The organism is Promicromonospora sp. NFX87 (assembly GCF_048564965.1).
GTDB lineage: Bacteria > Actinomycetota > Actinomycetes > Actinomycetales > Cellulomonadaceae > Promicromonospora.
Genome location: NZ_CP183413.1, coordinates 4352958 through 4374575, shown reverse-complemented (window position 1 = coordinate 4374575; position 21618 = coordinate 4352958). Strand labels below are relative to the sequence as shown.

Here is a 21618-nt window from a genome sequence, read left to right as displayed (position 1 = left end):
GAGCCGGCCCGGCACGAGAACCTTCGTGCCGGGCCGGCTTGCGCCTCTGCGACGAGCCGGATGTGCCGCCCGCCGCGCAGGCGGCAGGTCAGCGGTCGATCGAGGCCATGTTGGCCTCGTCGTGCCGCTCGCCCGCCGCGGGCTCCAGGCTGTTCAGCCGCTCGAGCTGGCCGGCGGTGAGCACTACGCCGTCCGCGGCGGTGTTCTCCTCGACGCGTGAGACGCGCCGCGTGCCGGGGATGGGGGCGATGTCGTCGCCGCGGGTGAGGATCCAGGCCAGGGCGGTCTGTGCGGGGCTCGCGCCGATCTCGGCGCCGATCTCCCGGACGGTGTCGACGACGGCGAGGTTGCGCCGGAAGTTCTCGCCGGTGAACCGTGGGTTGGTCTTGCGCCAGTCGTCGTCGGCGAAGTCGTCCACGGAACGGATCTGCCCGGTGAGCAGTCCGTGGCCCAGCGGTGAGTAGGGGACGAAGCCGATGCCCAGCTCGCGCAGCAGCGGCAGGATCTCCGCCTCGACGTCCCGCGTCCACAGCGAGTACTCGGTCTGCAGCGCCGAGACCGGCTGCACGGCGTGAGCCCGCCGGATCGTCTCGGGTGCTGCCTCCGAGAGCCCGAAGTGCAGGACCTTGCCCTCCTTGACCAGGTCGGCGACCGCTCCGGCGGTCTCCTCGATCGGCGTGCCCGGGTCGACCCGGTGCTGGTAGTACAGGTCGATGTGGTCGGTGCCCAGGCGCCGCAGCGAGCCCTCGGCGGCGGTCCGCACGTTCGCCGGGCTGCTGTCGATGACGCCCGGGCCGGCACCGGAGTGGGACACGAGGCCGAACTTCGTGGCGATCCGCACCTGGTCGCGCCGGCCCTTGACGGCCTCGCCCACGATCTCCTCGCTCAGGAACGGGCCGTAGACCTCGGCGGTATCGATGTGGGTGACCCCGAGGTCGAGCGCGCGGTGGATCGTGCGGATCGACTCGGCGTCGTCGAGCGCGCCCCCGCTGGTGTACGTGCCGGCCATGGTCATCGCGCCGAGGCCGATGCGGGAGACCTCCAGGTCTCCGAGGTGAGCGGTCTTCATGGTGCTGCTCCTTCCGGCTCAGGCCTGGTCGGTGGGCATGACCCACAGCTCGGCGACGGAGGCGTGCCGCGGGCGGGTGACCATGTAGGCGACGGCGTCGGCGATGTCCTTCGCCTCGAGGACCTCGGTGGCGGCCAGGAAGTCGTCGATGTGGTCGAGCATCGCGCCGCTGTTGTGCGAGCCGAGCTCGGTCGCGGTGCCACCGGGTTCGATGACTCCGACCCGGACGTGTCGCTTGGTGACCTCCTGGCGGAGCGACTCCGTGAAGCCGTTGACGCCGAACTTGGTGAGGTTGTAGACGCCGTAGTTCGCCCAGGCCACGCGGCCCGCGATGGAGCTGATGTTGACGACGTCGGCCACGCGGCGCGGGTCGTCGTCCGCGGCCTCGAGCAGGTGGGGGAGGGCGGCGTTCGTGGTGTAGGGCAGGCCCTGGACGTTGATCGCGAGCATGCGCTCCCACTCGTCGACGTCGGCGCCGACCACCGGGCCGAGGAGCATCAGGCCCGCGTTGTTGACCAGCACGTCCAGGCGGCCGAGGCGGTCGACGACGGTCTGGACGGCGTCCTCGGCCTGAGCGCGGTCGGTGATGTCGGCCGGCACGGCGAGGGCCGTGCCACCGGCGTCCTTGATGCGCGCGGCGAGATCGTCGAGGCGGTCCGCGCGCCGGGCGACCAGCGCGACGGACGCACCCTCCTGCGCCAGGCGCAGCGCGGTGGCCTCGCCGATGCCGCTGCTCGCGCCGGTCACGACCGCGACCGTTCCGGTCAGCTTCCCTCTGGACTGCTCGGCCGAGCCGAGCTTCGTGTTCTCCATGCCTCCAGGAGACGTCGCTCGGCGCGGTGCAGGGAGTCCCGCTCTACAGGGTCAATGCCAGTGACCCCCTGGACCGGCGCCGGGTGCCGCGCCGGCTACTTGGTCCGCTCCGCCGGCTCCGGCCGCGTCTCCGGGTGCGCCACGGGGAACTTCACGCCGGTGAGGTCCTCGGACACGGACCACAGCCGCTGCTGAAGGGTCTGGTCGTAGGACTGCGGGCTGGACGGGGTCACCCGTGGGTTACCGCGGAGCTCACCCCTGCCGTCAGGGCCGTAGTACTGCCCGCCGAGCACCGCCGGGTCGGTCGCGGCACGGAGGCTCGGCAGCGCCCCGTGCGCGGCGTCCTGGCTGACCAAGGGCGCGAGGACCGGTGTGATCAGGCGCAGTACCGCTGACGGGTTTCGGACCAGCTCGGTGTAGGCCAGGCCGGGGTGCGAGGCAACGGAGACCGTGGTCCCCACGGGCGCGAGACGGCGCTGCAGCTCGTAGGTGAACAGGAGGTTCGCGAGCTTCGACTGCCCGTAGGCCCCGTTGCGGTCGTAGGACCTCTCCCACTGCAGGTCGTCGAAGTGGATCGCGGCGCCTCGGAAGCGGTGGGCGATGCTGCTGACCGTCACCACCCGCGAGCCCGGCACGGGCAGCAGCAGATCCAGCAGCAGCCCCGTCAGCGCGAAGTGTCCGAGGTGGTTGGTGCCGAGCTGCAGCTCGAACCCGTCCTTGGTCGTCTGCTTGGGTGGGTGCATCACGCCCGCGTTGTTGATCAGCAGGTCGATCGAGGCGTACTTCGTGTGCAGCTCCGCCGCGGCGTCGCGGACCGACTCCAGCGAGGTCAGGTCCAGCGCCTGCACGCTGACGTCGCCGGAGATCCGGGCGGCCGCGGCCCTGCCCTTCTCGACGTCGCGCACGGCCAGCACCACCCGTGCGCCGTGCTCGGCGAGGGCCCGCGCGGTCTCGAAGCCCAGGCCCGTGTTGGCGCCGGTCACGACGGCGACCCGGCCGTGCTGGTCGGGGATGCTCTGCTCGGTCCACTGCTCGCTCATGCTCATGCTCCCTTTTACGGACCACCGGTCTGTTGTGGCTCCGACCGTAAGAGACCTGCGGTCTGTTGTCAATAGACTGGTGGTCTGTAAACTGGCGGGCATGACGTTTCAGCGAGCGCGCAGCGAGGAGCAGCGGGAGATCCGGCGCCAGGCGATCCTCGACACGGCGCGGTCGATGCTCGACGAGATGCCGGCGGCCGAGGTGGGGCTCAACGAGCTGAGCCGGCGGGTCGGGCTGGCGAAGTCCAACGTGCTGCGCTACTTCGAGTCGCGTGAGGCGGTGCTGCTCGAGCTGCTGGCCGGCGTCCTGGAGGCGTGGATCTCCGAGGTGTCGCAGGAGCTCGCCGACGGCGTCGACCCACGGCTCTCGGCGCGGGAGCGGGGCGACCAGGTGGCCGCGGTCATCGGCCGGTCGCTGGCGCGTCACACGGTGCTGTGCGACCTGGTCAACGCGCAGGCGGGCGTCCTCGAGCACAACGTGTCCGTCGACGTCGTGCTGCGGCACAAGCGGTCCGCCCTTGCCAACCTCGGGACGGTGGTCGAGCTGCTCCACCACCACCTGCCGGAGCTCGGCGACAGCGCCGGGACGGTGTGCATGACGGCGCTGGTCCTGGCCGGCGCGATGTCGACGTACCGCGTCCCGTCCGCCAGCACGCTCGCCGCCTACGAGGCGGACCCCTCGTTGACCAGGTTCCAGGTGGACCTGGACTCCGACCTGGAGAACGCCGTCTCCCTGCTCATCGCGGGTGCCCTGGCGCGCCCCGGCGTCCGCTGACCCCAGGATGGTCTGTCGAGGTCCGCTTCGATCAAGCGGTCCGGCCTGGATGTGGGGCCAGAACCATGCCGAACCGCTTGATCGATGCGGACCTTCGAGGTGGCCCTGCTAGCGGGCCGGGGCGCTCCGCAGCAGCGTTCCGAGCCAGGCGGCGGCGTGCGTCCGGGCCGAGGTCGCCGCGGCGAACCGCGCGGCGTGCGCGTGGATCTCGGAGGGCTCGTAGACCTGGCGGCCCAGCAGGAGGGCTGCCTCCTCGCGGTGGTGCCTGGCGCAGAAGGCCCGGACCTCGGCGGCCTCGAACAGGTCCCAGGACGACATCAGGTTGGACGTGCGGCCCGCGCGGGCGAAGGCGGCGGCGGGCGCCAGGTCGTCGAAGAACGCCCAGCGGTCGGAGAGGTCAACGGCTGCTCCGCGGCAGATCCGGAACGCGGCCGTCTCCACGGCTCCGGGCAGCGCGGGCTGGTCGACGACGGCCGTGTACTCGCCGTCCGTCGTCGTGTGGGGGTAGGCGGTGTGGGGGGAGTGCTCGCCGTACTGCCGGCAGATCGACGTCTCGATAACCTCGAGGACGGAGCTGGTGGTGCTGGGTGGCATATCGGTCCTTCACCTGGTCTTGCCCGGGTCTGTTGGCGGGCATACGGGAAAGTATCCATGCAGAGGCATGGAATTCCGGTCATGATTCACCCTGGGCGCGGAGCGATGTGGGGGGTGCTTCGCCTGGGTGGTTCGGCGGACGTGCTGTCGATCAGTCCTGTGGCCCTGAGAGCCATACGGTCATTCTGTCAAAAAAGGGTCCAATTCGCCCGCTATAGCCGTGCCGGATTCGGATACCGCGCTCGCGGTACGAAAGATGCCACGTCTGGGGGCGGCAGGCGGCGTCAGCCTGCGCTCAGTGATCTTCCGGGTCGACGACCAGTCCCATGAACACCTCGAGGAGCTCGAGCGGCTTGCGGGACGGGTCCAGGAGGGCCTGGATCCGGAGCCCGTCGATCATCGCGAGGACAAGAGTGACCTTCTCGTCCGCGGAGAGGTGGGCGCTGTCGCGTGAGGTGGGCAGCGCGCCGTCGTGGAACCGGGTACGCATGCGCTCGCGGCGCCCGGTGAAGAAGTCGTGCGCCGGGTGGTCCGGGTGGGTCGCCGCTATCGCCAGCGCCATCCAGCTGCGCTGGTAGCCGGGGTCCGAGAACTCCTCGCGCAGCACCGCGCTCAGGACGCCGGGACCCGACATGCCGGTCTCGATGATGCGGGCCGCGAGCTGTTCCTCGTGCTCCTCGCGCTGTGCGAGGGCCGCGAGCAGGAGTTCGTCCTTGCCGGAGAAGTGGCGCAGCAGGGCGGCGTGCGTCACGCCCGCCCGCGCGGCGATGTCCCGCAGCGATGCCCGCTCGTACCCGTGCTCGGCGAAGCTCGCGAGCGCCGCACCGACGATCTCGGCCCGACGGGCGGGCGTTGACGCGTACGGCCCGCGCCGCTGCCCGGCGGCGCTCTTGTCCGTGGTGGAAGAAGTCACGAGGTCCCTGGTTCGACTGCCGCCCGGTGGGCGTGCCCGGCTCTGTTGCGGGAAATCCTAGTCTTGCCCGAACTCTAACCACTGTGGTTACATTTGGCATCGGCGCCGCTGCCAGGGGCGCTTTCGTCACCGCTCCCACCACAGCGAAGGACCGCCCATGAACGACCAGGCCCAGTTCCTCTGGGGCGCCGCCACCGCGCCGCACCAGATCGAGGGCAACAACGTCAACAGCGACTGGTGGGCCCGCGAGGGCTCGATGCCCGGCATGGAGCGCAGCGGGGACGCGATCGACAGCTACCACCGGTTCGACCAGGACATGCGGCTCCTGGCCGACGCCGGCCTGAACGCCTACCGCTTCGGCATCGAGTGGGCGCGGATCGAGCCCGTGCCGGGCCGCTTCTCGCTCGCCGAGCTCGCCCACTACCGGCGCATGATCGACACGGCGCTCGGCCTCGGCCTGACGCCGGTGGTCACGCTGCACCACTTCACCGCGCCCCAGTGGTTCGCCGAGGAGGGCGGCTGGCTCGGCGAGAACGCCGTCGAGCACTTCGCGCGGTACGTGGAGCGGGCCACCGAGATCCTCGACGGCGTCCCCTGGGTCGTCACGATGAACGAGCCGAACATGCTCGCGATGATGGTGACGATGGAGCGCGCGATGCGCTCCGCGCCGGCCGACGCCTGGCAGAGCCCCACCGTCGACAACGACCCGCGCCCGACCCTGCCGCCGCCCGCCCCGGAGATCGGCGAGATCCTCGTCGAGGCGCACGAGGCGGCCCGCAAGATCGTCCGCGCGCGGACGGGCGCCAAGGTCGGCTGGTCGGTCGCGAACCGTGCCTTCGTCGCCCGGCCGGGCGGCGAGGAGAAGCTGCGCGAGCTGGTGCACATCTGGGAGGACCTGTACCTGGAGGCCTCGCGCGGCGACGACTTCGTGGGCGTCCAGTCGTACTCCAGCCAGTGGGTCGGCGAGGACGGCATCGAGCCGCACCCGCCGCATCCCGACAACACCCTGGTCGGGACCGCGTACCGGCCGGACGCGCTCGGCCTCGCCGTCCGGCACACCTGGGACGTCACCGGCGGCGTGCCGATCCTCGTGACCGAGAACGGCATCGCCACCGCCGACGACGAGCGCCGCATCGCCTACACCGGCGAGGCGCTGCGCCACCTCTTCCAGGCGGCCGACGACGGTATCGACGTGCGCGGCTACCTGCACTGGAGCGCGCTGGACAACTACGAGTGGGGCCACTGGGAGCCGACGTTCGGCCTCATCGCCGTCGACCGCGAGACGTTCGAGCGCCACCCCAAGCCGAGCCTCGCGTGGCTCGGGGACGTCGCGCGGCGGGGCCGTCCGTGAGCGCGCACCTGAAGCCCCGCGCCACCGCGACCCGCGACCTGATCAACCTGGACGGCCTGTGGCGGTTCGCCCTCGACACCGAGGCCGGTCCGGAGCCGTGGACCGGACGCCTGGCCGGGACCCGGGAGGCCGCCGTCCCGGCGAGCTACAACGACCTGTTCACCGACCGCGCCGTCCGCGACCACGTGGGCCTGGTCTGGTACCAGCGCAGTGTGCGCGTGCCGCGCGGCTGGGCCGGCGAGCGCGTCGTGCTGCGCTTCGAGGCGGCCACCCACGCGGCGGTCGTGTACGTGGACGACGCGGTCGTGGCCGAGCACGTCGGCGGCTACACGCCGTTCGACGCCGACCTGACCGACGTCGTCCGGCCCGGCGAGGAGTTCCGGCTGACCGTCGGCGTCAGCAACGAGCTGAGCAACGTCACCATCCCGCCGGGCACGGTGACCATCGACGGGGACCGCAAGAAGCAGTCCTACCTGCACGACTTCTACAACTACGCCGGCCTGCACCGCTCGGTGTGGCTGCACAGCACCCCCGCCACGCGGGTCGACGACGTCACCGTCCGCACCCGGATCGAGGGCGCCGCCGGGCTGGTCGACTACCGCGTGGACACGAGCGGCACCGGCTCCGGCACCGCCGACGTCCGCGTGCGGATCCTGGACCAGGACGGTCGGCAGGTCGCCGAGCAGCACGGGGCCACGGGAACCGTCCGGCTCGACGACGTGCACCTGTGGCAGCCGGGCCGCGGCTACCTCTACGACCTCGTCGCGGAGGTGCTCGACGGCGACGCGGTGGTGGACAGCTACCCCGTGCCCTTCGGCGTGCGCACCGTCGAGGTGCGCGGCACCCAGCTGCTGATCAACGGCGAGCCGTTCTACTTCACCGGCTTCGGCAAGCACGAGGACACCCCGGTGCGCGGCAAGGGCCACGACCCGGCCTACCTCGTGCACGACTTCGAGCTGCTGAGGTGGGTGGGCGCCAACTCGTTCCGCACCGCCCACTACCCGTACGCGGAGGAGGTGCTGGAGCTCGCCGACCGGCTCGGGATCGTGGTCATCGACGAGACCGCCGCCGTCGGCATCAATCTCGCCGTGCAGGGCGGGCTCACGGGCAAGGCGCCCACGCCCACGTTCTCCCCGGAGACGTTCAACGACAGCACGCGCGAGGCGCACGCCCAGCACCTGCGCGAGCTGATCGCCCGGGACAAGAACCACCCGAGCGTCGTGATGTGGTGCGTGGCGAACGAGCCGTCGTCCAACGAGGCCGGCGCCCGCGAGTACTTCGAACCCCTGATCGGCCTGACGCGGGAGCTCGACCCGACCCGCCCGGTGACGATCGCCAACGTCATGTTCGCCACCTACAGCAACGACCTGCTCGTGGACCTGCTCGACGTCGTGAGCCTCAACCGCTACTACGGCTGGTACCTCGGCACGGGCGACCTGGAGGCTGCCGAGCGGCAGCTCGAGGGCGAGCTGCGAGCGTGGGCGAGCACCCACGGCAAGCCCATCCTGATGACCGAGTACGGCGCCGACACCATGCCGGGCCTGCACTCCGTGTGGGAGCAGCCCTGGAGCGAGGAGTTCCAGAGCGCCTACCTGGCGATGTACCACCGCGTCTTCGACCGCGTCCCCGAGGTCATCGGCGAGCAGGTGTGGAACTTCGCCGACTTCCAGACCTCCGACGGCATCCACCGCGTCGACGGCAACCGCAAGGGCGTCTTCACCCGCGACCGCCGTCCCAAGAGCGCCGCCCACCACCTGCGTGCCCGGTGGACGGCGACCGGAACCCGCAAGCCCACCGACAGCTGAACCACCCCGCGCGCACCGCCGCACGCCCCCCGTGACGAAGGAGTCACCATGTCCCAGACCGAGCCCGCCGGCGACCAGCCGGCGGCCCCCACCTCCGTAGCCACCTCCGCCGAGGACAGCGGCGGTGAGCGCGCCGTCGTCGCGCCACCGCTGGAGAAGATGAGCACCAGCCACATCGTGTGGCTGATGGTCGCCAACTTCGGTGCCTCGATGGCCCTCATGGTGCCCCTGTCCTACGGCCTCGCCGTGCGGATCTCCGAGCTCGCGCCGGGCCACGAGGAGGTGCTCGGCTACGTCACCGGCATCGCCCAGGTGGTCTACGTGGTGCTCAGCCCGATCATCGGGCTCTGGAGCGACCGCACCCGTTCCAGGTTCGGACGGCGGACGCCGTTCCTGGTCGTCGGCTCGCTGCTCGGCCTCGCCGCGCTCGGGATCGTCGCGCTGGCCCCGACGATCCCGCTGATCGGACTGGGCTGGGTGCTCGGCATGGCCGGCTGGGCGACGGCGGGCGGCGCGATCCAGAATCTGATGGCGGACCGCGTGCCCGAGGAGCAGCGTGGCCGGGTCTCGGCGCTGACCGGCGTCACGTCGCAGGTCGCGCCGGTGGTCGGCATCGGCATCGCCTACGCCGTGGCCTCCAGCACGCTGCTGGTCTTCCTGGTCCCCGGGCTGGTCGGCCTGGTGCTGATCCTGCTGCTGCCCGTCTTCAAGCCGGAGGGCAGCTCCGCCGAGCTCGTCCGGTCCACGCACATCACGGTCAAGGAGCTGTTCGCGAGCTTCTGGTTCAACCCGCGCAAGCACCCCGACTTCGGCTGGAACTGGCTCGGCCGGTTCCTGTTCTTCATCGGCCTCTACTTCAACACCACCTTCGGCACCTTCTTCTACGCCCAGCGGCTGGAGATGCCGGTCAAGGAGGTCGCCGGGGTCGTGGCCTCGATCGGCATCCTCGGGATCGTCGCGGCCACGGCCGGCGCCATCGTCGGCGGCTTCCTCTCGGACAAGCTCGGCCGGCGCAAGCTGTTCACGCTCATCGGCGCGCTGCTCTTCGTCGTCGGCGCCGTGATCGAGGCGTTCTCCTACTCGATCGTCCCGCTGATCGTGGGCGGCGTCATCATGCAGCTCGCCATCGCCGCCTTCTCCGTGGTGGACCAGGCCATCGTGTTCGCCGTGCTGCCCGACCGGGCGCAGGCCGGTCGCTACATGGCAGTGGTCGCCTTCGCGCAGAAGATCCCCAGCGCCCTCGCGCCCCTGATCGCCCCGCTCATCATCACCGCGGGCGTCGTCGGGGCCGAGAAGAACTACACCCTGCTCTACCTGGCGGGCGCGGTCTTCGCCCTGGTCGGCGGGTTCACCATCCTGCTCAAGGTCAAGTCGGTCCGATGACCTTCCACCCCCGTCGCCCGACCTGGAGGACCAGCTCGTGAACGCACCCCAGCACCTGACGACCGACGCCGGGGGCGGCTCGCTCGCCGTCACCGGCGCGCGGCCGCACCTGTCCTGGCGCCTGCCCGCCGGCCGGGCGCACCAGGACGGGTACACGCTGGCCGTCCGGATCGACGGCGTCGACCAGCCGGAGGTCACCGCGACCTCGCCCGCGCACCTCTTCGTCGACTGGCCCTGGCGGCCCTTGAGGAGCGGGGAGACGGCGCACTGGCGGGTCCGCACGCACCACGGCGACGAACGATCCGACTGGGCGGAGTGGCACACGTTCGAGGCCGGGCTCCTGGACCCGGACTGGTCGGCGGCCTGGGTCTCGCCGGACGAGCCGGACGACGCCGGGACGTCGAACCGCCCCGCGTACGTGCTCGCCGGCGCGTTCACGGCGCGGGCCGGTGTCGCCCGGGCCCGGCTGTACGTCGCGGCCCTCGGCCTGTACGAGGTGTTCGTCAACGGGCGCCGCGTCGGGGACACCCAGCTCGCCCCCGGCTCGACGTCGTTCGACCGCACGCTGTACGCCCAGGCCCACGACCTCGCGCCCTACCTGGTCGAGGGGGACAACGAGGTCGAGGTGCTGCTCTCGGACGGCTGGTACCGGGGCAAGGCCGGGACGTGGCGCACGCCGGCACGGTGGGGTGCCCGCACGGGCGTCCGACTGGAGGTGCACCTCCAGGACGGCGCGGGCACACGGACGGTCGTGGGAACCGGCGCGGGCTGGACGTCCCGGCGGTCGTCGATCACCCACGCCGACCTGATGGACGGGCAGGTCACCGACCTGCACCGGGATCCGGGCGCGCCCGAGCCTGTGCTGGTCGACGCCGTGCAGGCGCCGCCGGTGGACTGGTCCCCGGCGCCGCCCGCGCGGGTCGTCGAGAGCCTGCGGCCCCGTTCGATCACGGTCGCCCCGTCCGGCGCGACCGTCGTCGACTTCGGGCAGAACGCGTCCGGCTGGGTGTGGCTGGCCGACCTCGGGCCGGCCGGCATCCGCACCGTCATCGACCACGGCGAGCACCTCGGCCCCGACGGCGACCTCGACACCCGCCACCTGGACAGCTCCCGACCGGGCGAGGAACCGATCCCGTTCGTCCAGCGCGACGAGGTGGTCTCGTCCGGCGACCCGGACGAGGCCTTCGAACCCCGGCACACGGTGCACGGCTTCCGATACGCCCGGCTGACCAGGGACGATGTCGCCGCGGCCCCCGACCCCGCAGACCTCACCATGCAGGTGGTGCACACCGACCTGACCAGCACGGGGACGTTCGAGTGCAGCGACGCCGACCTCAACCGTCTGCACGAGGTGGCGCGCTGGAGCTTCCGCGGCAACGCCGTCGACGTCCCCACCGACTGCCCCACGCGCGAGCGGCTGGGCTGGACGGGCGACTACCAGATCTTCGTCTCCACGGCCGTGCGCCTGTTCGACGTCGACGGCTTCTCCCGCAAGTGGCTCCGGTCGGTGCGCGACGACCAGCTCCCCGACGGCCGGATCGTGAACTCCTCGCCCGACCCCAACCATCTCAAGGCCCACCCCGACCCGATGGTCGACCACATCACCGGATCGGCCGGCTGGGGCGACGCGATAGTGCACGTCCCCTGGGTGCTGTACGAGACGTACGGCGACCACGTCGCGCTCCGGGAGAGCTGGGACGCCATGGTCCGCTGGTTGGAGTTCGCGCTGCGCGCCGCGGCGTCGGCCCGCCATCCCTCCCGGGTGGAACGGTCCAGCGAAGCCTTGCCCCACGAGCGGTACCTGTGGGACGGGACGTTCCACTGGGGCGAGTGGAGCGAGCCCAAGACGCGGTCCGCCGACGGGACGCTGGTCTCCGCGCTCGGCTCCGACCCCCGGGCCTGGTTCATGGCCGACAAGGGGGAGGTGGGCACCGCCTACCTGCACCGCTCGCTGCGCGAGCTCGCCGACATCGCCCGCGTGCTCCGCAAGGACGACGAGGCCCGGCACTACCGCGAGCTGGCCGGGAAGGTCCGCGACGCCTGGCAGACGGAGTTCCTCGGCGCGGACGGCCGCGTCGCGGCCGACACCCAGGCCGCCTACGTCCGGGCCCTGACCTTCGGCCTCGTCCCCGACGACCTGCGCTCCGCCGTCGCCGAGCACCTCGTGACCCGCGTGCACGACGCCGACGACCACCTCACCACGGGCTTCCTCTCCACGGCGGACCTGCTCCCGGCGCTCGCGGACGCCGGGCACGCGGACGTCGCCTACGCCGTCCTGCTGCAGCGGACCTACCCGTCCTGGCTGGGCATGCTCGACCGCGGCGCCACCACCATCTGGGAGGACTGGGACGGGATCGACGAGAAGGGCGAGGCCAACGCCTCCCTGAACCACTACAGCAAGGGCGCCGTCGTCCGGTTCCTGCACACCCACACGCTCGGCCTGCGGCAGGCGCCCGGCTCGGTCGCGTGGGAGTCGTTCGACGTCGCCCCCGTGCTCGGGGGAGGGCTCACGTGGGCGCGCGGGACGTTCGACGGCCCGCAGGGTCCGATAGCCGCCGAGTGGCGGGTCGCGGACGGCGTCTTCCGGCTGAGCGTCACCGTGCCTCCCGGGTCGACGGCGACGGTGCACCTGCCCGACGGCACCTCCCTACCGGTCGGGCCCGGCCGCCACACGGCCGAGTGCGCCGCGCCGGCGTCGTACCTCCCCGCACTTTCCTGAACACCCTGAAGAAGAGGAATCACACATGCCTGTACCCGACGTCTCCCAGCACTCGATCGGCGAGCTCGTCACCCTGCGCGGCCGGACGGCCGTCGTCACGGGCGGCGGCCGCGGCCTCGGCAGGGCGATCGCCGCCCGGCTCGCCGAGGCGGGCGCCCACGTCCTGGTCGGCGACATCGACGGCGACCTGGCCGGCAAGACGGCGGCGGAGCTCGCCGAGCGGTACGGCGCCGACGCCGTCGGCGTCACGATGGACGTGACCGACTCCGCGAGCGTGCGGGCCGCCGCCGACCTCGCCGTCGACCGGTGGGGACGCCTCGACGCCTGGGTCAACAACGCCGGGGTCTTCCCGCACATCTCGGTGCTGGAGATGACCGACGAGGAATGGGACGCCGTCTTCGCGGTGAACGCGCGCGGCACCCTGGCCGGCTCGCGCGAGGCGGCCCGCGCCATGAGCGCCGGGGGCCACGGCGGCGTGATCGTGAACGTCGCCTCGACGGCGGCGTTCCGGGGGAGCGCGCCGGGCCTGGCGGCCTACGTCGGCTCCAAGCACGCGGTGCGTGGCATGACCCGGCAGCTGGCGCTGGAGCTGGCACCTCTTGGCGTCCGGGTCCTGGGGGTCGCACCCAGCTACGTCCCTACCGAAGGGAACCAGCTCGCTGCCCAGGCGGCCGGGATGCCCGCGACCGACTCGGCGTCGACGGCGCTGATGATGACCGCGCCCGTCGGCCGCATCGGGACGCCCGACGACATCGCCCGCGTCGTCTTCTTCTGCGTGAGCGACCTGTCCATGTTCATGACCGGCAGCACCCTGCTGGCTGACGGTGGTGACACGGCGTAGGTCCGCCGCGATCCCGTACCGCGATCGCGTTACGCGCGCATGCCGCGTCAGGTGGATGCCACCCGAACGGTGCCCCGGCACACTGAGGCCATGGAATGGCCCACGGAGACCGCGACCGGCGGCTCGTCCAACCCCGGGAACGGACGATTCCGGGTGCCGACCTGGGCCAGGGACCTGATCGCCGCGGCGCTGGTGGTCATCCCAGCGTTGGTGCCTCTCCCCGGGGACAAGTTCCCGCCCGAGGGGCCCCTCGAGATCGCCGTGGCCGTCGCACCCGCCCTGCTGCTCCCGCTCCGGCGACGGTGGCCGATCTCGATCCTCGTGGTCTGCATCGCGCTGTACGGCATCGCGGCCCAGGCCGGAGCGTTCGCACCCGGCATCGTCCTGGCGGCCTCCATCGCCATGTTCGCCGTCGCCTACCGGTCGCCGCGGCGCGAGACCCTCATCGCGGGTGGGGGCACGATCCTGGCGATCGTGCTCCTGAGCTCCCTGTCGGGACTTGGCGGCATCCTGGATTCCCGCATCGTCCAGCTTGCCGCGACCATCGCCTTCGCCACAGCCGCTGGAGATGCCTCCCGGTCCCGGAAGGAGTTCATCCGTGCCATGACCGACCGCGCCGTGCGAGCAGAACAGGCCCGCGACTCCGAGGCCAAGCGGCGCGTCACCGAGGAGCGGCTGCGGATCGCACGCGACCTGCACGACGCCGTCGCGCACCAGATCTCCGTGATCAGCCTCAACGCCGGAGTCGCCACCTCGACCATGGACACCCGGCCGGAGAAGGCCAGGGAAGCTCTCGGCTCGATCCGGACCGCCGCGCGCACGGTGCTGGGCGAGATCGGCGACCTCCTGGCCGTGCTGCGCGCCGACGGCGATACGTCCGCGACCGATGCCGCTCCGCAGCCCGGCCTGGCGCAGCTCGACGCCCTTGTCCAGCGGTTCGAGGAGGCGGACCTCTCGGTCCATGTCCGGGTCGAAGGCGATCTCGGCCGGGTCACCGGCGCGCCCGACCTGGTCGCCTACCGGGTGATCCAGGAAGGTCTGACCAACGCTCACAAGCACGGATCCGACCACCGGGCCCACGTCCTGATCGAGGTCCAGGACCAGCATGCCCGAATCGTGGTGGCCAACCCCGTCGTGCCCGCACCGCACGACCTGCCGGATGCGGAACGGCTGGGCGGCCACGGGCTGACGGGCTTGAGAGAACGCGTCGGATCGATCCGCGGCACCGTCGAGACCGGGCAGACACCCGGAGGATTCCGCCTCGCCGCGACGCTACCCCTGACGAAGGAGAACAGGCGATGACCACCGTGCTGATCGTCGACGACCAGTTCCTCATCCGCCAGGCGGTGCGAGACATCCTGGACAACGAGGCGGACATCTCCGTGGTCGGAGAAGCCGTGAACGGACGCGATGCGGTCACCCTGGCGACCTCGCTCCAGCCCGACATCGTGCTCATGGACATCCGGATGCCGGAGCTCAACGGCATAGAGGCGACCCAAGCGATCTGTGCCGTGCCGTCGCTGGAGAACACCCGGGTACTCGTCCTGACCACCTTCGAGGAGGACGAGTACCTCGTCGCAGCCCTGCGGGCAGGGGCGAGCGGTTTCATCGGCAAGGGCGCCGAGCCGGACGAGATCACCAGATCCGTGCGGGCGGTGCACGCCGGCGACGCTCTGCTGTCACCCGCTGCCACACGAGCCCTGATCACGAGGTATGTGCTACCAGCTTCTACCGCCGGGCCCCGGGCCACGACGGCCGTGCCACCGGCACTGGCGCAGCTGACCGACCGGGAGCGGGAGGTGTTCCTCCTGGTCGCCCGTGGCAGGTCGAACCAGGAGATCGCCGACGAGCTGGTGATCTCGCCGCACACCGCCAAGACCCACGTCAACCGCATCATGGCCAAGCTCTACGCCCACGACCGGGCGCAGCTCGTCATCCTCGCCTACGAGAGCGGGATGCTGGCCCCGGGCGGGGTCTGACCACTGCCCGAGGGCTTCCGTACCGCCGCTCGTGTACCGCGACCGCTGTACGGAAGATGCCGCGCCGGGTGGACGTAGCGCACCCAGGCCCGAAGCGAGAGTTGGGGCATGACCACGTCCCAGCCCGTGCCCGCCGCCGCGGGCGCCATCCCACCGGCAACCACCGATGCGGCAGCGCAGCAGGCGCCCGGGCGCCGCATCCTCCTCGTCTTCGCGGGCCTGCTGGTCTCGATGCTGCTGTCCTCCCTGGACCAGACGATCTTCTCCACCGCGCTGCCCACGATCGTCGGTGAGCTGCACGGCGTGAACCACATGCTGTGGGTCACCACCGCCTACCTCGTCGCGGCGACGATCATGATGCCGATCTACGGCAAGCTCGGTGACCTGATCGGCCGCAAGGGCCTGTTCATCGGCGCGCTGAGCGTGTTCCTCGCCGGGTCCGTCGTGGGTGGGCTGGCGCAGGACATGACCTGGCTCATCGTGGCGCGCGCGATCCAGGGCATCGGCGGCGGTGGCCTGATGATCCTGTCGCAGGCGATCATCGCCGACGTCGTCCCGGTCCGGGAGCGCTCGAAGTACATGGGTGTGATGGGAGCCGTGTTCGGCATCTCCAGCGTCGCCGGGCCATTGCTGGGCGGCTGGTTCACCGAGAGCATCGGCTGGCGGTGGGCGTTCTGGATCAACATCCCGCTCGGTATCGCCGCTATCGCGCTGGCCGCGGTGTTCCTGCGCCTGCCCCGGCACGACACGAGGGTCCGGTTCGACGTGTGGGGCACGATCACGATGGCGGTCGCGGTCACCTCGATCATCCTGGTCGCTTCGTGGGGTGGCACCGAGCACGAGTGGGGATCGGCGACGATGAACACGCTGATCGGCCTGGCGGTGGTGTTCAGCGCCTTGTTCGTCCTGGCCGAGCACAGAGCGGCGGAGCCGCTCATCCCGCTCGCGGTGTTCCGTAACCGCAACTTCGTGCTCGCGACCGCGGCGGGCCTGTTCATCGGTGTGGCGATGTTCGGCGCGATCGCCTACCTGCCGACCTACCTGCAGATGGTCGCCGGCGTCGATGCGACGGTGTCCGGGCTGCTGATGATCCCGATGATCGTCGGCCTGATGACGACCGCCCTCACCACGGGGCAGCTCGCCGGAAGGACGGGCCGGTACAAGTGGATGCCGATCGCCAGCATGGTCGTGCTCGGCGTCGCGCTGGGGCTGCTGTCCACGCTTACCCCGACCACCGCGCTGTGGGTACTGCTCGCCTATCTGTTCGTCCTGGGCGCGGGAATCGGTCTGGCGATGCAGATCCTCGTCCTGGTCGTGCAGAACTCCTTCCCCGACAGTCAGGTCGGGACCGCCACGGCCGCGAACAACTTCTTCCGCGAGATCGGTGCCTCGCTCGGCGGAGCCGTCGTCGGCGCGCTGTTCACCTCCCGCCTGACCACCCTGCTCACGGAGCGGCTGCCGGACGGTCAGGCCGGAGACAGCAACTCGTTCACGCCCGAGCTGGTGAACAGCATGCCCGACGCCATCCGTGACCTCGTCGTCGGGGCCTACAACGACGCCCTGACCCCGGTGTTCGCGTCGCTCGTCCCGATGCTCGTCGTCGGGCTCCTGCTGGCCGTCTTCATCAAGGAGGTGCCCCTGCGCGCCTCGCTCGAACCGGCCGAGGAGACCGGCCCGGAGGATCCGAGCACCCCCATCAATGCCTCCACCGACGCACGCACCACCACCCAAGGAGCTCTGCTTCCGTGAACGCAGTCCAGATCCCCGACCTGACCGGCCGCACCGCGGTGATCACCGGTGCCAACAGCGGCATCGGCCTCCCGACGGCCCAGGCGCTGGGCCGGGCAGGTGCGCACGTCGTGCTCGCCGTCCGTGACCTCCGCAAGGGCGAGCAGGCAGCGGCCACCATCCCGGGCAGCAACGAGGTCCGCCGTCTCGACCTCGCCGACCTCGCCTCGGTACGCAGGTTCGCGGCGTCCTGGGAGGGTGACCTGGACCTGCTGATCAACAACGCAGGCGTGATGAACATGCCGGAGGGACGTACCAAGGACGGGTTCGAGACTCACTTCGGCTCGAACCACCTCGGCCACTTCGCACTCACCAACCTGTTGCTGCCATACGTCACCGACCGCGTCGTCACGGTCTCGGCCGCCGCACACCGATGGGTCAAGGGAATCAACTTCGACAACCTGAACCTCACGGGAAGCTACAGCCCGAGCCGGGCCTACGGGCAGTCCAAGCTGGCCAACCTGCTCTTCACCCTCGAGCTGCAGCGGCGGCTCACCGAGGCCGGATCGCCCGTGCGTTCGCTCGCCGCACACCCCGGCCTGGCGATGTCGAACCTCGGCCCGAGGACCGGTCTGGGCGCCCGGATCCGCCCGGTGCTGTTCAAGCTCGTCGCGCAGACCACGGAGGCCGGCGCCCGGCCCACCCTGCTGGTCGCGACCCAGGACCTGCCCGGCGGCAGCTACGCCGGCCCCGACGGCATCTCCGGCATGCGCGGCGAACCCACGCTGGCCGGGCGGACCACGGCCGCGAGCGACCCCGCGGCGGCGCGGCGCTTGTGGGCGCTGTCCGCCGACCTGACCGGCACCGACTTCCCGGGGGGGGAACTCGGTGAGCGCCACCGACCGACCCAGTAGCGAAGTACAAGACGGAGGTACTGCTATGCCCGGTCGACCGAGACCGTGATCGACCGCCCGGCGTAGGCGCAAGCCGACGAGGGGTTCGCTTGTACAACGAGTTGTAACCGTGGTTACATCCACCCATGACCGGAGAGTGGGTGCTGCTGAGCTACCGGCTGCCGCGCGAACCGTCGTCGCCGCGCGTCGCGTTGTGGCGGCGGCTCAAGCGGCTCGGCGTCGCGCAGATCTCCGACGGGCTGGTCGCGCTGCCCGCCGACGCCCGCACACGTGAGCAGCTGGAGTGGGCGGCCGGCGAGGTGGTGGAGCACGGCGGCACGGCCAGCGTCTGGCTCGCCCGGCCGGCGTCGGCCGCGCAGGAGCGTGAGCTGGCGACCGCCATGGCGGCGGACCGGGCCGCTGAGTACCTGGAGCTGGAGACGGCCGCCCGCGAGGCGCCGGCCCAGCCGCTCGCGGAACGGCGCAAGGTGCTCGCCAGGCTGCGCAAGACCTTCCGTGCGGTGTCCCGGAGGGACTTCTTCTCGCCGGACGAACGGGAGCGGGCGTTCGCGGCGCTGCGCGAGCTCGCGGACGAGCCCCGGGTCGACACCGACGGTGTGCTCGCGACGCCGTCGGTGCAGAGCGAGCGGGGTGTGCGATGAGGTGGGCGACGCGCGCCGGGGTGCACATCGATCGCGCGGCCTGCGCCTGGCTGATCCGCCGGTTCGTCGACCCGGACGCCGAGTTCGTGTTCGTGGGGGACCTCGCCCACGTGCCTGACGACGCCACGCCGTTCGACATGCGGGGCGTCGAGCTCGGGCACCACGGCGACCGGTGCAGCTTCGAGACGATCCTCGTGCGGTACGAGCTCACGGACCCGGTCCTGACCCGGATCGGCCAGATCGTGCACGAGGCCGACCTGGACGACGCGAAGTACGACGCGCCGGAGGCACCCGGCCTCGACGTCGTGCTGCGTGGGCTGTCCATGACGGGCGACGACGAGCACACCCTCGGCGTCTCCGGCCCGCTCTTCGACGGGCTCTACGAGTTCTTCCGGCGCTCCTACCTGCTGGGACGCGAACCCGCCTGATGCCTGACCAGATACCCACGACCAGACACCCATGACCAGGAGCGACATGACCGACGACGAGACCGGCGCGACCTCTGCGGCCGCGTCGCCACCGCGGGACCTGATCCCCTTCCGGACCGCGGTGCGCGCCTGGTTCGCGATCTCGTGGCAGACGTTCGGCGGCCCGGCCGGGCAGATCGCCGTCATGCAGCGCACCCTCGTGGACGAGAAGCGGTGGATCGGGCAGGGGCGGTTCCTGCACGCGCTCAACTACTGCATGCTCCTGCCCGGACCCGAGGCGCAGCAGCTCGCCGTCTACACCGGCTGGCTGCTCAACGGCTGGCGCGGGGGCCTCGTCGCGGGCGGCCTGTTCGTCCTGCCGGGGATGCTCGCGCTGCTGGTGCTGTCCGCGATCTACGTCGCCTTCGGCGAGACCACCGTCGTCTCGGCGGTGTTCGCCGGCCTCGCCCCGGCCGTCCTGGCCATCGTGGTCCAGGCGGTGCTCCGGGTGGGCAAGCGGGCCCTGACGAGCCCCGCGCTCGTGGTCCTCGCGATCGCCGCCTTCGTGGCGCTCACCTTCTTCGCGGTGCCGTTCCCCCTCGTCGTGCTCGGCGCCGGTGTGATCGGGTGGCTGGTGCACCGCTACGCACCGGCCTGGATCGCCACCAAGCCGCGCAGCGACCAGGCCGACGGCCCCGCCCCGCTCATCCCCGACGACGCCCTGCACACCGAGAAGCCGTCCGGCCGCCGGGCCCTGCGCGTCCTGGTGCTGGGCCTCCTGGCGTGGTCGCTCCCGGTGCTCGCGGTCGCGCTGCTGACGGGGGTCGACAGCGTGTTCACCCAGCAGGGGCTGTTCTTCTCGGGCAGTGCCCTCGTGACGTTCGGCGGCGCCTACGCGGTGCTGGCCTACGTCGCGCAGCAGGCGGTGCAGACCTACGCGTGGGTCACGCCCGGCGAGATGACGCGCGGCCTGGCGCTGGCCGAGACCACGCCCGGGCCGCTGATCATGGTCGTGCAGTTCGTCGCGTTCCTCGGCGCCTACCGCAACCCCGGCGACCTCGACCCGTGGGCGGCGGCCGTGCTGGGCGCGCTGCTGACGACCTGGGTCACCTTCGTGCCCTCGTTCCTCTTCATCTTCCTCGGCGCGCCCTACGTCGAGCGGCTCCGGGGCAACAAGACCCTGAGCTCCGCGCTGACGGCCATCACCGCGGCGGTCGTGGGCGTCATCGCCAACCTCGCCCTCTACTTCACCACCCACACGCTCTTCGCCACCTCGAACCTGTGGTCCGCCGGTCCGCTGAGGTTCGACGCCCCCGACCTCACCACGATCCAGCCCGCCGCGCTGGGCATCGCCGTCGTCGCGGCGCTGCTGCTGTTCGTGGTGCGCTGGTCGGTGCTGCGAACGCTGGGCGTGTGCGCCCTGCTCGGTCTCGCGCTCGGCCTCGCCGGCCTGCTCTGACCCCTGTGTGCGCCGTCGCGCTCGCCGGACTCCGGAGCCGGACGACGTCGTCGTTCGGCTTTTCCTTGTCACCGTCGGTGCTGGAGGCGCACAGTGGGGCGCCGTCACCACAGCCGTGGGGTCGGCGTCAGCCCCCGGTGAGAACCAAGGTGACGGAGCGCGATGCGCGAGCGGGATACGTCGGACGCGGTGCGGGACTGCCTGGCACCCCTCAGACCCGTGCATGCGGAGCTCTACGACCGGGCCGTCGGCTACGTGCTCGACGGCGCCGCGCCGCACGTGCTGCACCTCCTGGCGAACCAGCAGCCGCTCGACGTGACGCTGGTCGTCCGGCCGGACGCCGTCGTCACCGCGGAGCGGCTCGACGCCGTTGCCGCCGCGCACCCCGGCTGGACCCAGGACGGCGCACAGGCCGCCCGCCGCACGGTCTACCGGACGGCACCGCCTGCGGTGCTCGCCCGGTTCGGTCGGCTGCTGACCAGCGTGTCCCAGGACGACGGCGCCGACGTCGCCGAGCGGTTGGTCCGGCTTGTCGACGACGTCAGCCGGCTCACCGCGGGCGCCCGAGGACGCCGGGGGAGCGAGGACGTCGAGGAGACGCTCGCGCGCTGGACGCCCGAGCTCATGTCCGAGGTGGTCCGCGAGTACGGGCTGCCCGACGACGCGGCGGTCGCCGTCGTGCTCCAGGTGCTGGTGCGCCGCGACCGGACGAGCGATCAGCGCCGCTGCCTGGTCCTGACCCCGGCGGCTGACGCGTTCCTGGTGCGGCACGCGGGCATCCTGGCGCGTGTGGTGACCGCGCTCGACGCGGCGGGCAAACGGTCCTTCCTCGATCTCGCCGCGCGGAACCTGGAGGCGCACGCCGGGCTCGTCTCCGCCCTGGCGGTCGACAAGGCGCCGGAGGTACGCACGAGCGCGACGGACCTGATCGCACGGCTGGCCGACGGCGCGCAGGTGCGTGCGCTGGCCCCCCACCTGACCGTCGCGGACCCGGACCGGCTCGGTGCGGTCGTCGCCCACCTGACCGCTGTCGACGGCGGCGTCGCGGCTCTGGGGGACGCGCTGGCCGGGCTGGCCTCGGGGCGGCTCGACGACGAGCGGGAGCAGCTGCTGCGGCGCGCGCTCGACGGTGAGCTCAACCCCTGACCTCGCCGCTGGTCGCTACCCCACCCCGGTGGTCGAGCTTG

The 21618-nt window shown here is 71.6% G+C and carries 19 protein-coding genes; 14 read left to right on the top strand and 5 right to left on the bottom strand.

Annotated features, from left to right (window positions below; translation table 11 throughout):
• Positions 1-88: 88 nt before the first annotated feature.
• The 3 genes from ACNYC2_RS19620 to ACNYC2_RS19610 form a co-directional block, all read right to left on the bottom strand.
• Positions 89-1069, bottom strand: a complete 981-nt coding sequence (locus ACNYC2_RS19620) for an aldo/keto reductase (RefSeq protein WP_419703404.1) — start codon at positions 1067-1069, stop codon at positions 89-91.
• 18 nt (positions 1070-1087) lie between these two features.
• A complete protein-coding gene (locus ACNYC2_RS19615; protein ID WP_419703403.1) occupies positions 1088-1882 on the bottom strand; it encodes an SDR family NAD(P)-dependent oxidoreductase in 795 nt (264 codons plus the stop codon).
• A 95-nt stretch (positions 1883-1977) separates the two neighbouring features.
• Entirely contained in the window at positions 1978-2922 is a 945-nt protein-coding gene (locus ACNYC2_RS19610; RefSeq protein WP_419703402.1) for an SDR family NAD(P)-dependent oxidoreductase, read from the bottom strand.
• A 100-nt stretch (positions 2923-3022) separates the two neighbouring features.
• Between ACNYC2_RS19610 and ACNYC2_RS19605 the strand changes: the two genes are divergently transcribed.
• Complete coding sequence (locus tag ACNYC2_RS19605) at positions 3023-3697, top strand: TetR/AcrR family transcriptional regulator (RefSeq protein WP_419703401.1); 675 nt, start codon at positions 3023-3025, stop codon at positions 3695-3697.
• 108 nt (positions 3698-3805) lie between these two features.
• On the opposite strand, the gene ACNYC2_RS19600 is transcribed toward ACNYC2_RS19605, so the two are convergent.
• The gene (locus ACNYC2_RS19600) at positions 3806-4291 is read right to left on the bottom strand and encodes a hypothetical protein (protein ID WP_419703400.1); all 486 of its coding nucleotides are present in this window, start codon (positions 4289-4291) and stop codon (positions 3806-3808) included.
• A gap of 295 nt (positions 4292-4586) precedes the next feature.
• A complete protein-coding gene (locus ACNYC2_RS19595; protein WP_419703399.1) occupies positions 4587-5204 on the bottom strand; it encodes a TetR/AcrR family transcriptional regulator in 618 nt (205 codons plus the stop codon).
• Between the two features lie 157 nt (positions 5205-5361).
• On the opposite strand from ACNYC2_RS19595, the gene ACNYC2_RS19590 reads away from it, so the two are divergent.
• The 13 genes from ACNYC2_RS19590 (at position 5362) to ACNYC2_RS19530 (ending at position 21577) form a co-directional block, all read left to right on the top strand.
• Positions 5362-6555 carry a family 1 glycosylhydrolase gene (locus tag ACNYC2_RS19590; protein WP_419703398.1) on the top strand — a complete coding sequence of 398 codons (1194 nt, stop codon included), beginning with the start codon at positions 5362-5364 and terminating at the stop codon, positions 6553-6555.
• Positions 6552-8360: a beta-glucuronidase gene (uidA, locus tag ACNYC2_RS19585; protein ID WP_419703397.1), complete on the top strand. Its 1809-nt coding sequence runs from the start codon at positions 6552-6554 to the stop codon at positions 8358-8360. Before ACNYC2_RS19590 ends, uidA begins: the two co-directional genes overlap by 4 nt.
• Before the next feature lie 48 nt (positions 8361-8408).
• A complete protein-coding gene (locus tag ACNYC2_RS19580) occupies positions 8409-9743 on the top strand; it encodes an MFS transporter (protein ID WP_419703396.1) in 1335 nt (444 codons plus the stop codon).
• 37 nt (positions 9744-9780) lie between these two features.
• Positions 9781-12462, top strand: coding sequence for a family 78 glycoside hydrolase catalytic domain (locus ACNYC2_RS19575; protein ID WP_419703395.1), 2682 nt, complete (start codon positions 9781-9783; stop codon positions 12460-12462).
• Positions 12463-12487: 25 nt separating this feature from the next.
• Positions 12488-13303 carry an SDR family NAD(P)-dependent oxidoreductase gene (locus ACNYC2_RS19570; protein ID WP_419703394.1) on the top strand — a complete coding sequence of 272 codons (816 nt, stop codon included), beginning with the start codon at positions 12488-12490 and terminating at the stop codon, positions 13301-13303.
• Between the two features lie 90 nt (positions 13304-13393).
• Positions 13394-14605, top strand: a complete 1212-nt coding sequence (locus ACNYC2_RS19565; protein ID WP_419703393.1) for a sensor histidine kinase — start codon at positions 13394-13396, stop codon at positions 14603-14605.
• On the top strand, positions 14602-15282 hold the full coding sequence (locus tag ACNYC2_RS19560) for a response regulator (protein ID WP_419703392.1): 681 nt from the start codon (positions 14602-14604) through the stop codon (positions 15280-15282). Before ACNYC2_RS19565 ends, ACNYC2_RS19560 begins: the two co-directional genes overlap by 4 nt.
• Positions 15283-15390: 108 nt before the next feature.
• On the top strand, positions 15391-17031 hold the full coding sequence (locus tag ACNYC2_RS19555; protein ID WP_419703391.1) for an MDR family MFS transporter: 1641 nt from the start codon (positions 15391-15393) through the stop codon (positions 17029-17031).
• Positions 17028-17924: an oxidoreductase gene (locus tag ACNYC2_RS19550; RefSeq protein ID WP_419703390.1), complete on the top strand. Its 897-nt coding sequence runs from the start codon at positions 17028-17030 to the stop codon at positions 17922-17924. The genes ACNYC2_RS19555 and ACNYC2_RS19550 overlap by 4 nt, the downstream gene beginning before the upstream one ends.
• 125 nt (positions 17925-18049) lie before the next feature.
• Positions 18050-18565 carry a Chromate resistance protein ChrB gene (locus ACNYC2_RS19545; protein ID WP_419703389.1) on the top strand — a complete coding sequence of 172 codons (516 nt, stop codon included), beginning with the start codon at positions 18050-18052 and terminating at the stop codon, positions 18563-18565.
• A complete protein-coding gene (locus ACNYC2_RS19540; protein WP_419703388.1) occupies positions 18562-18993 on the top strand; it encodes a chromate resistance protein ChrB domain-containing protein in 432 nt (143 codons plus the stop codon). The genes ACNYC2_RS19545 and ACNYC2_RS19540 overlap by 4 nt, the downstream gene beginning before the upstream one ends.
• 46 nt (positions 18994-19039) lie before the next feature.
• Entirely contained in the window at positions 19040-20431 is a 1392-nt protein-coding gene (gene chrA, locus ACNYC2_RS19535; RefSeq protein WP_419703387.1) for a chromate efflux transporter, read from the top strand.
• Positions 20432-20593: 162 nt separating this feature from the next.
• Complete coding sequence (locus tag ACNYC2_RS19530) at positions 20594-21577, top strand: hypothetical protein (RefSeq protein ID WP_419703386.1); 984 nt, start codon at positions 20594-20596, stop codon at positions 21575-21577.
• Positions 21578-21618: the final 41 nt, after the last annotated feature.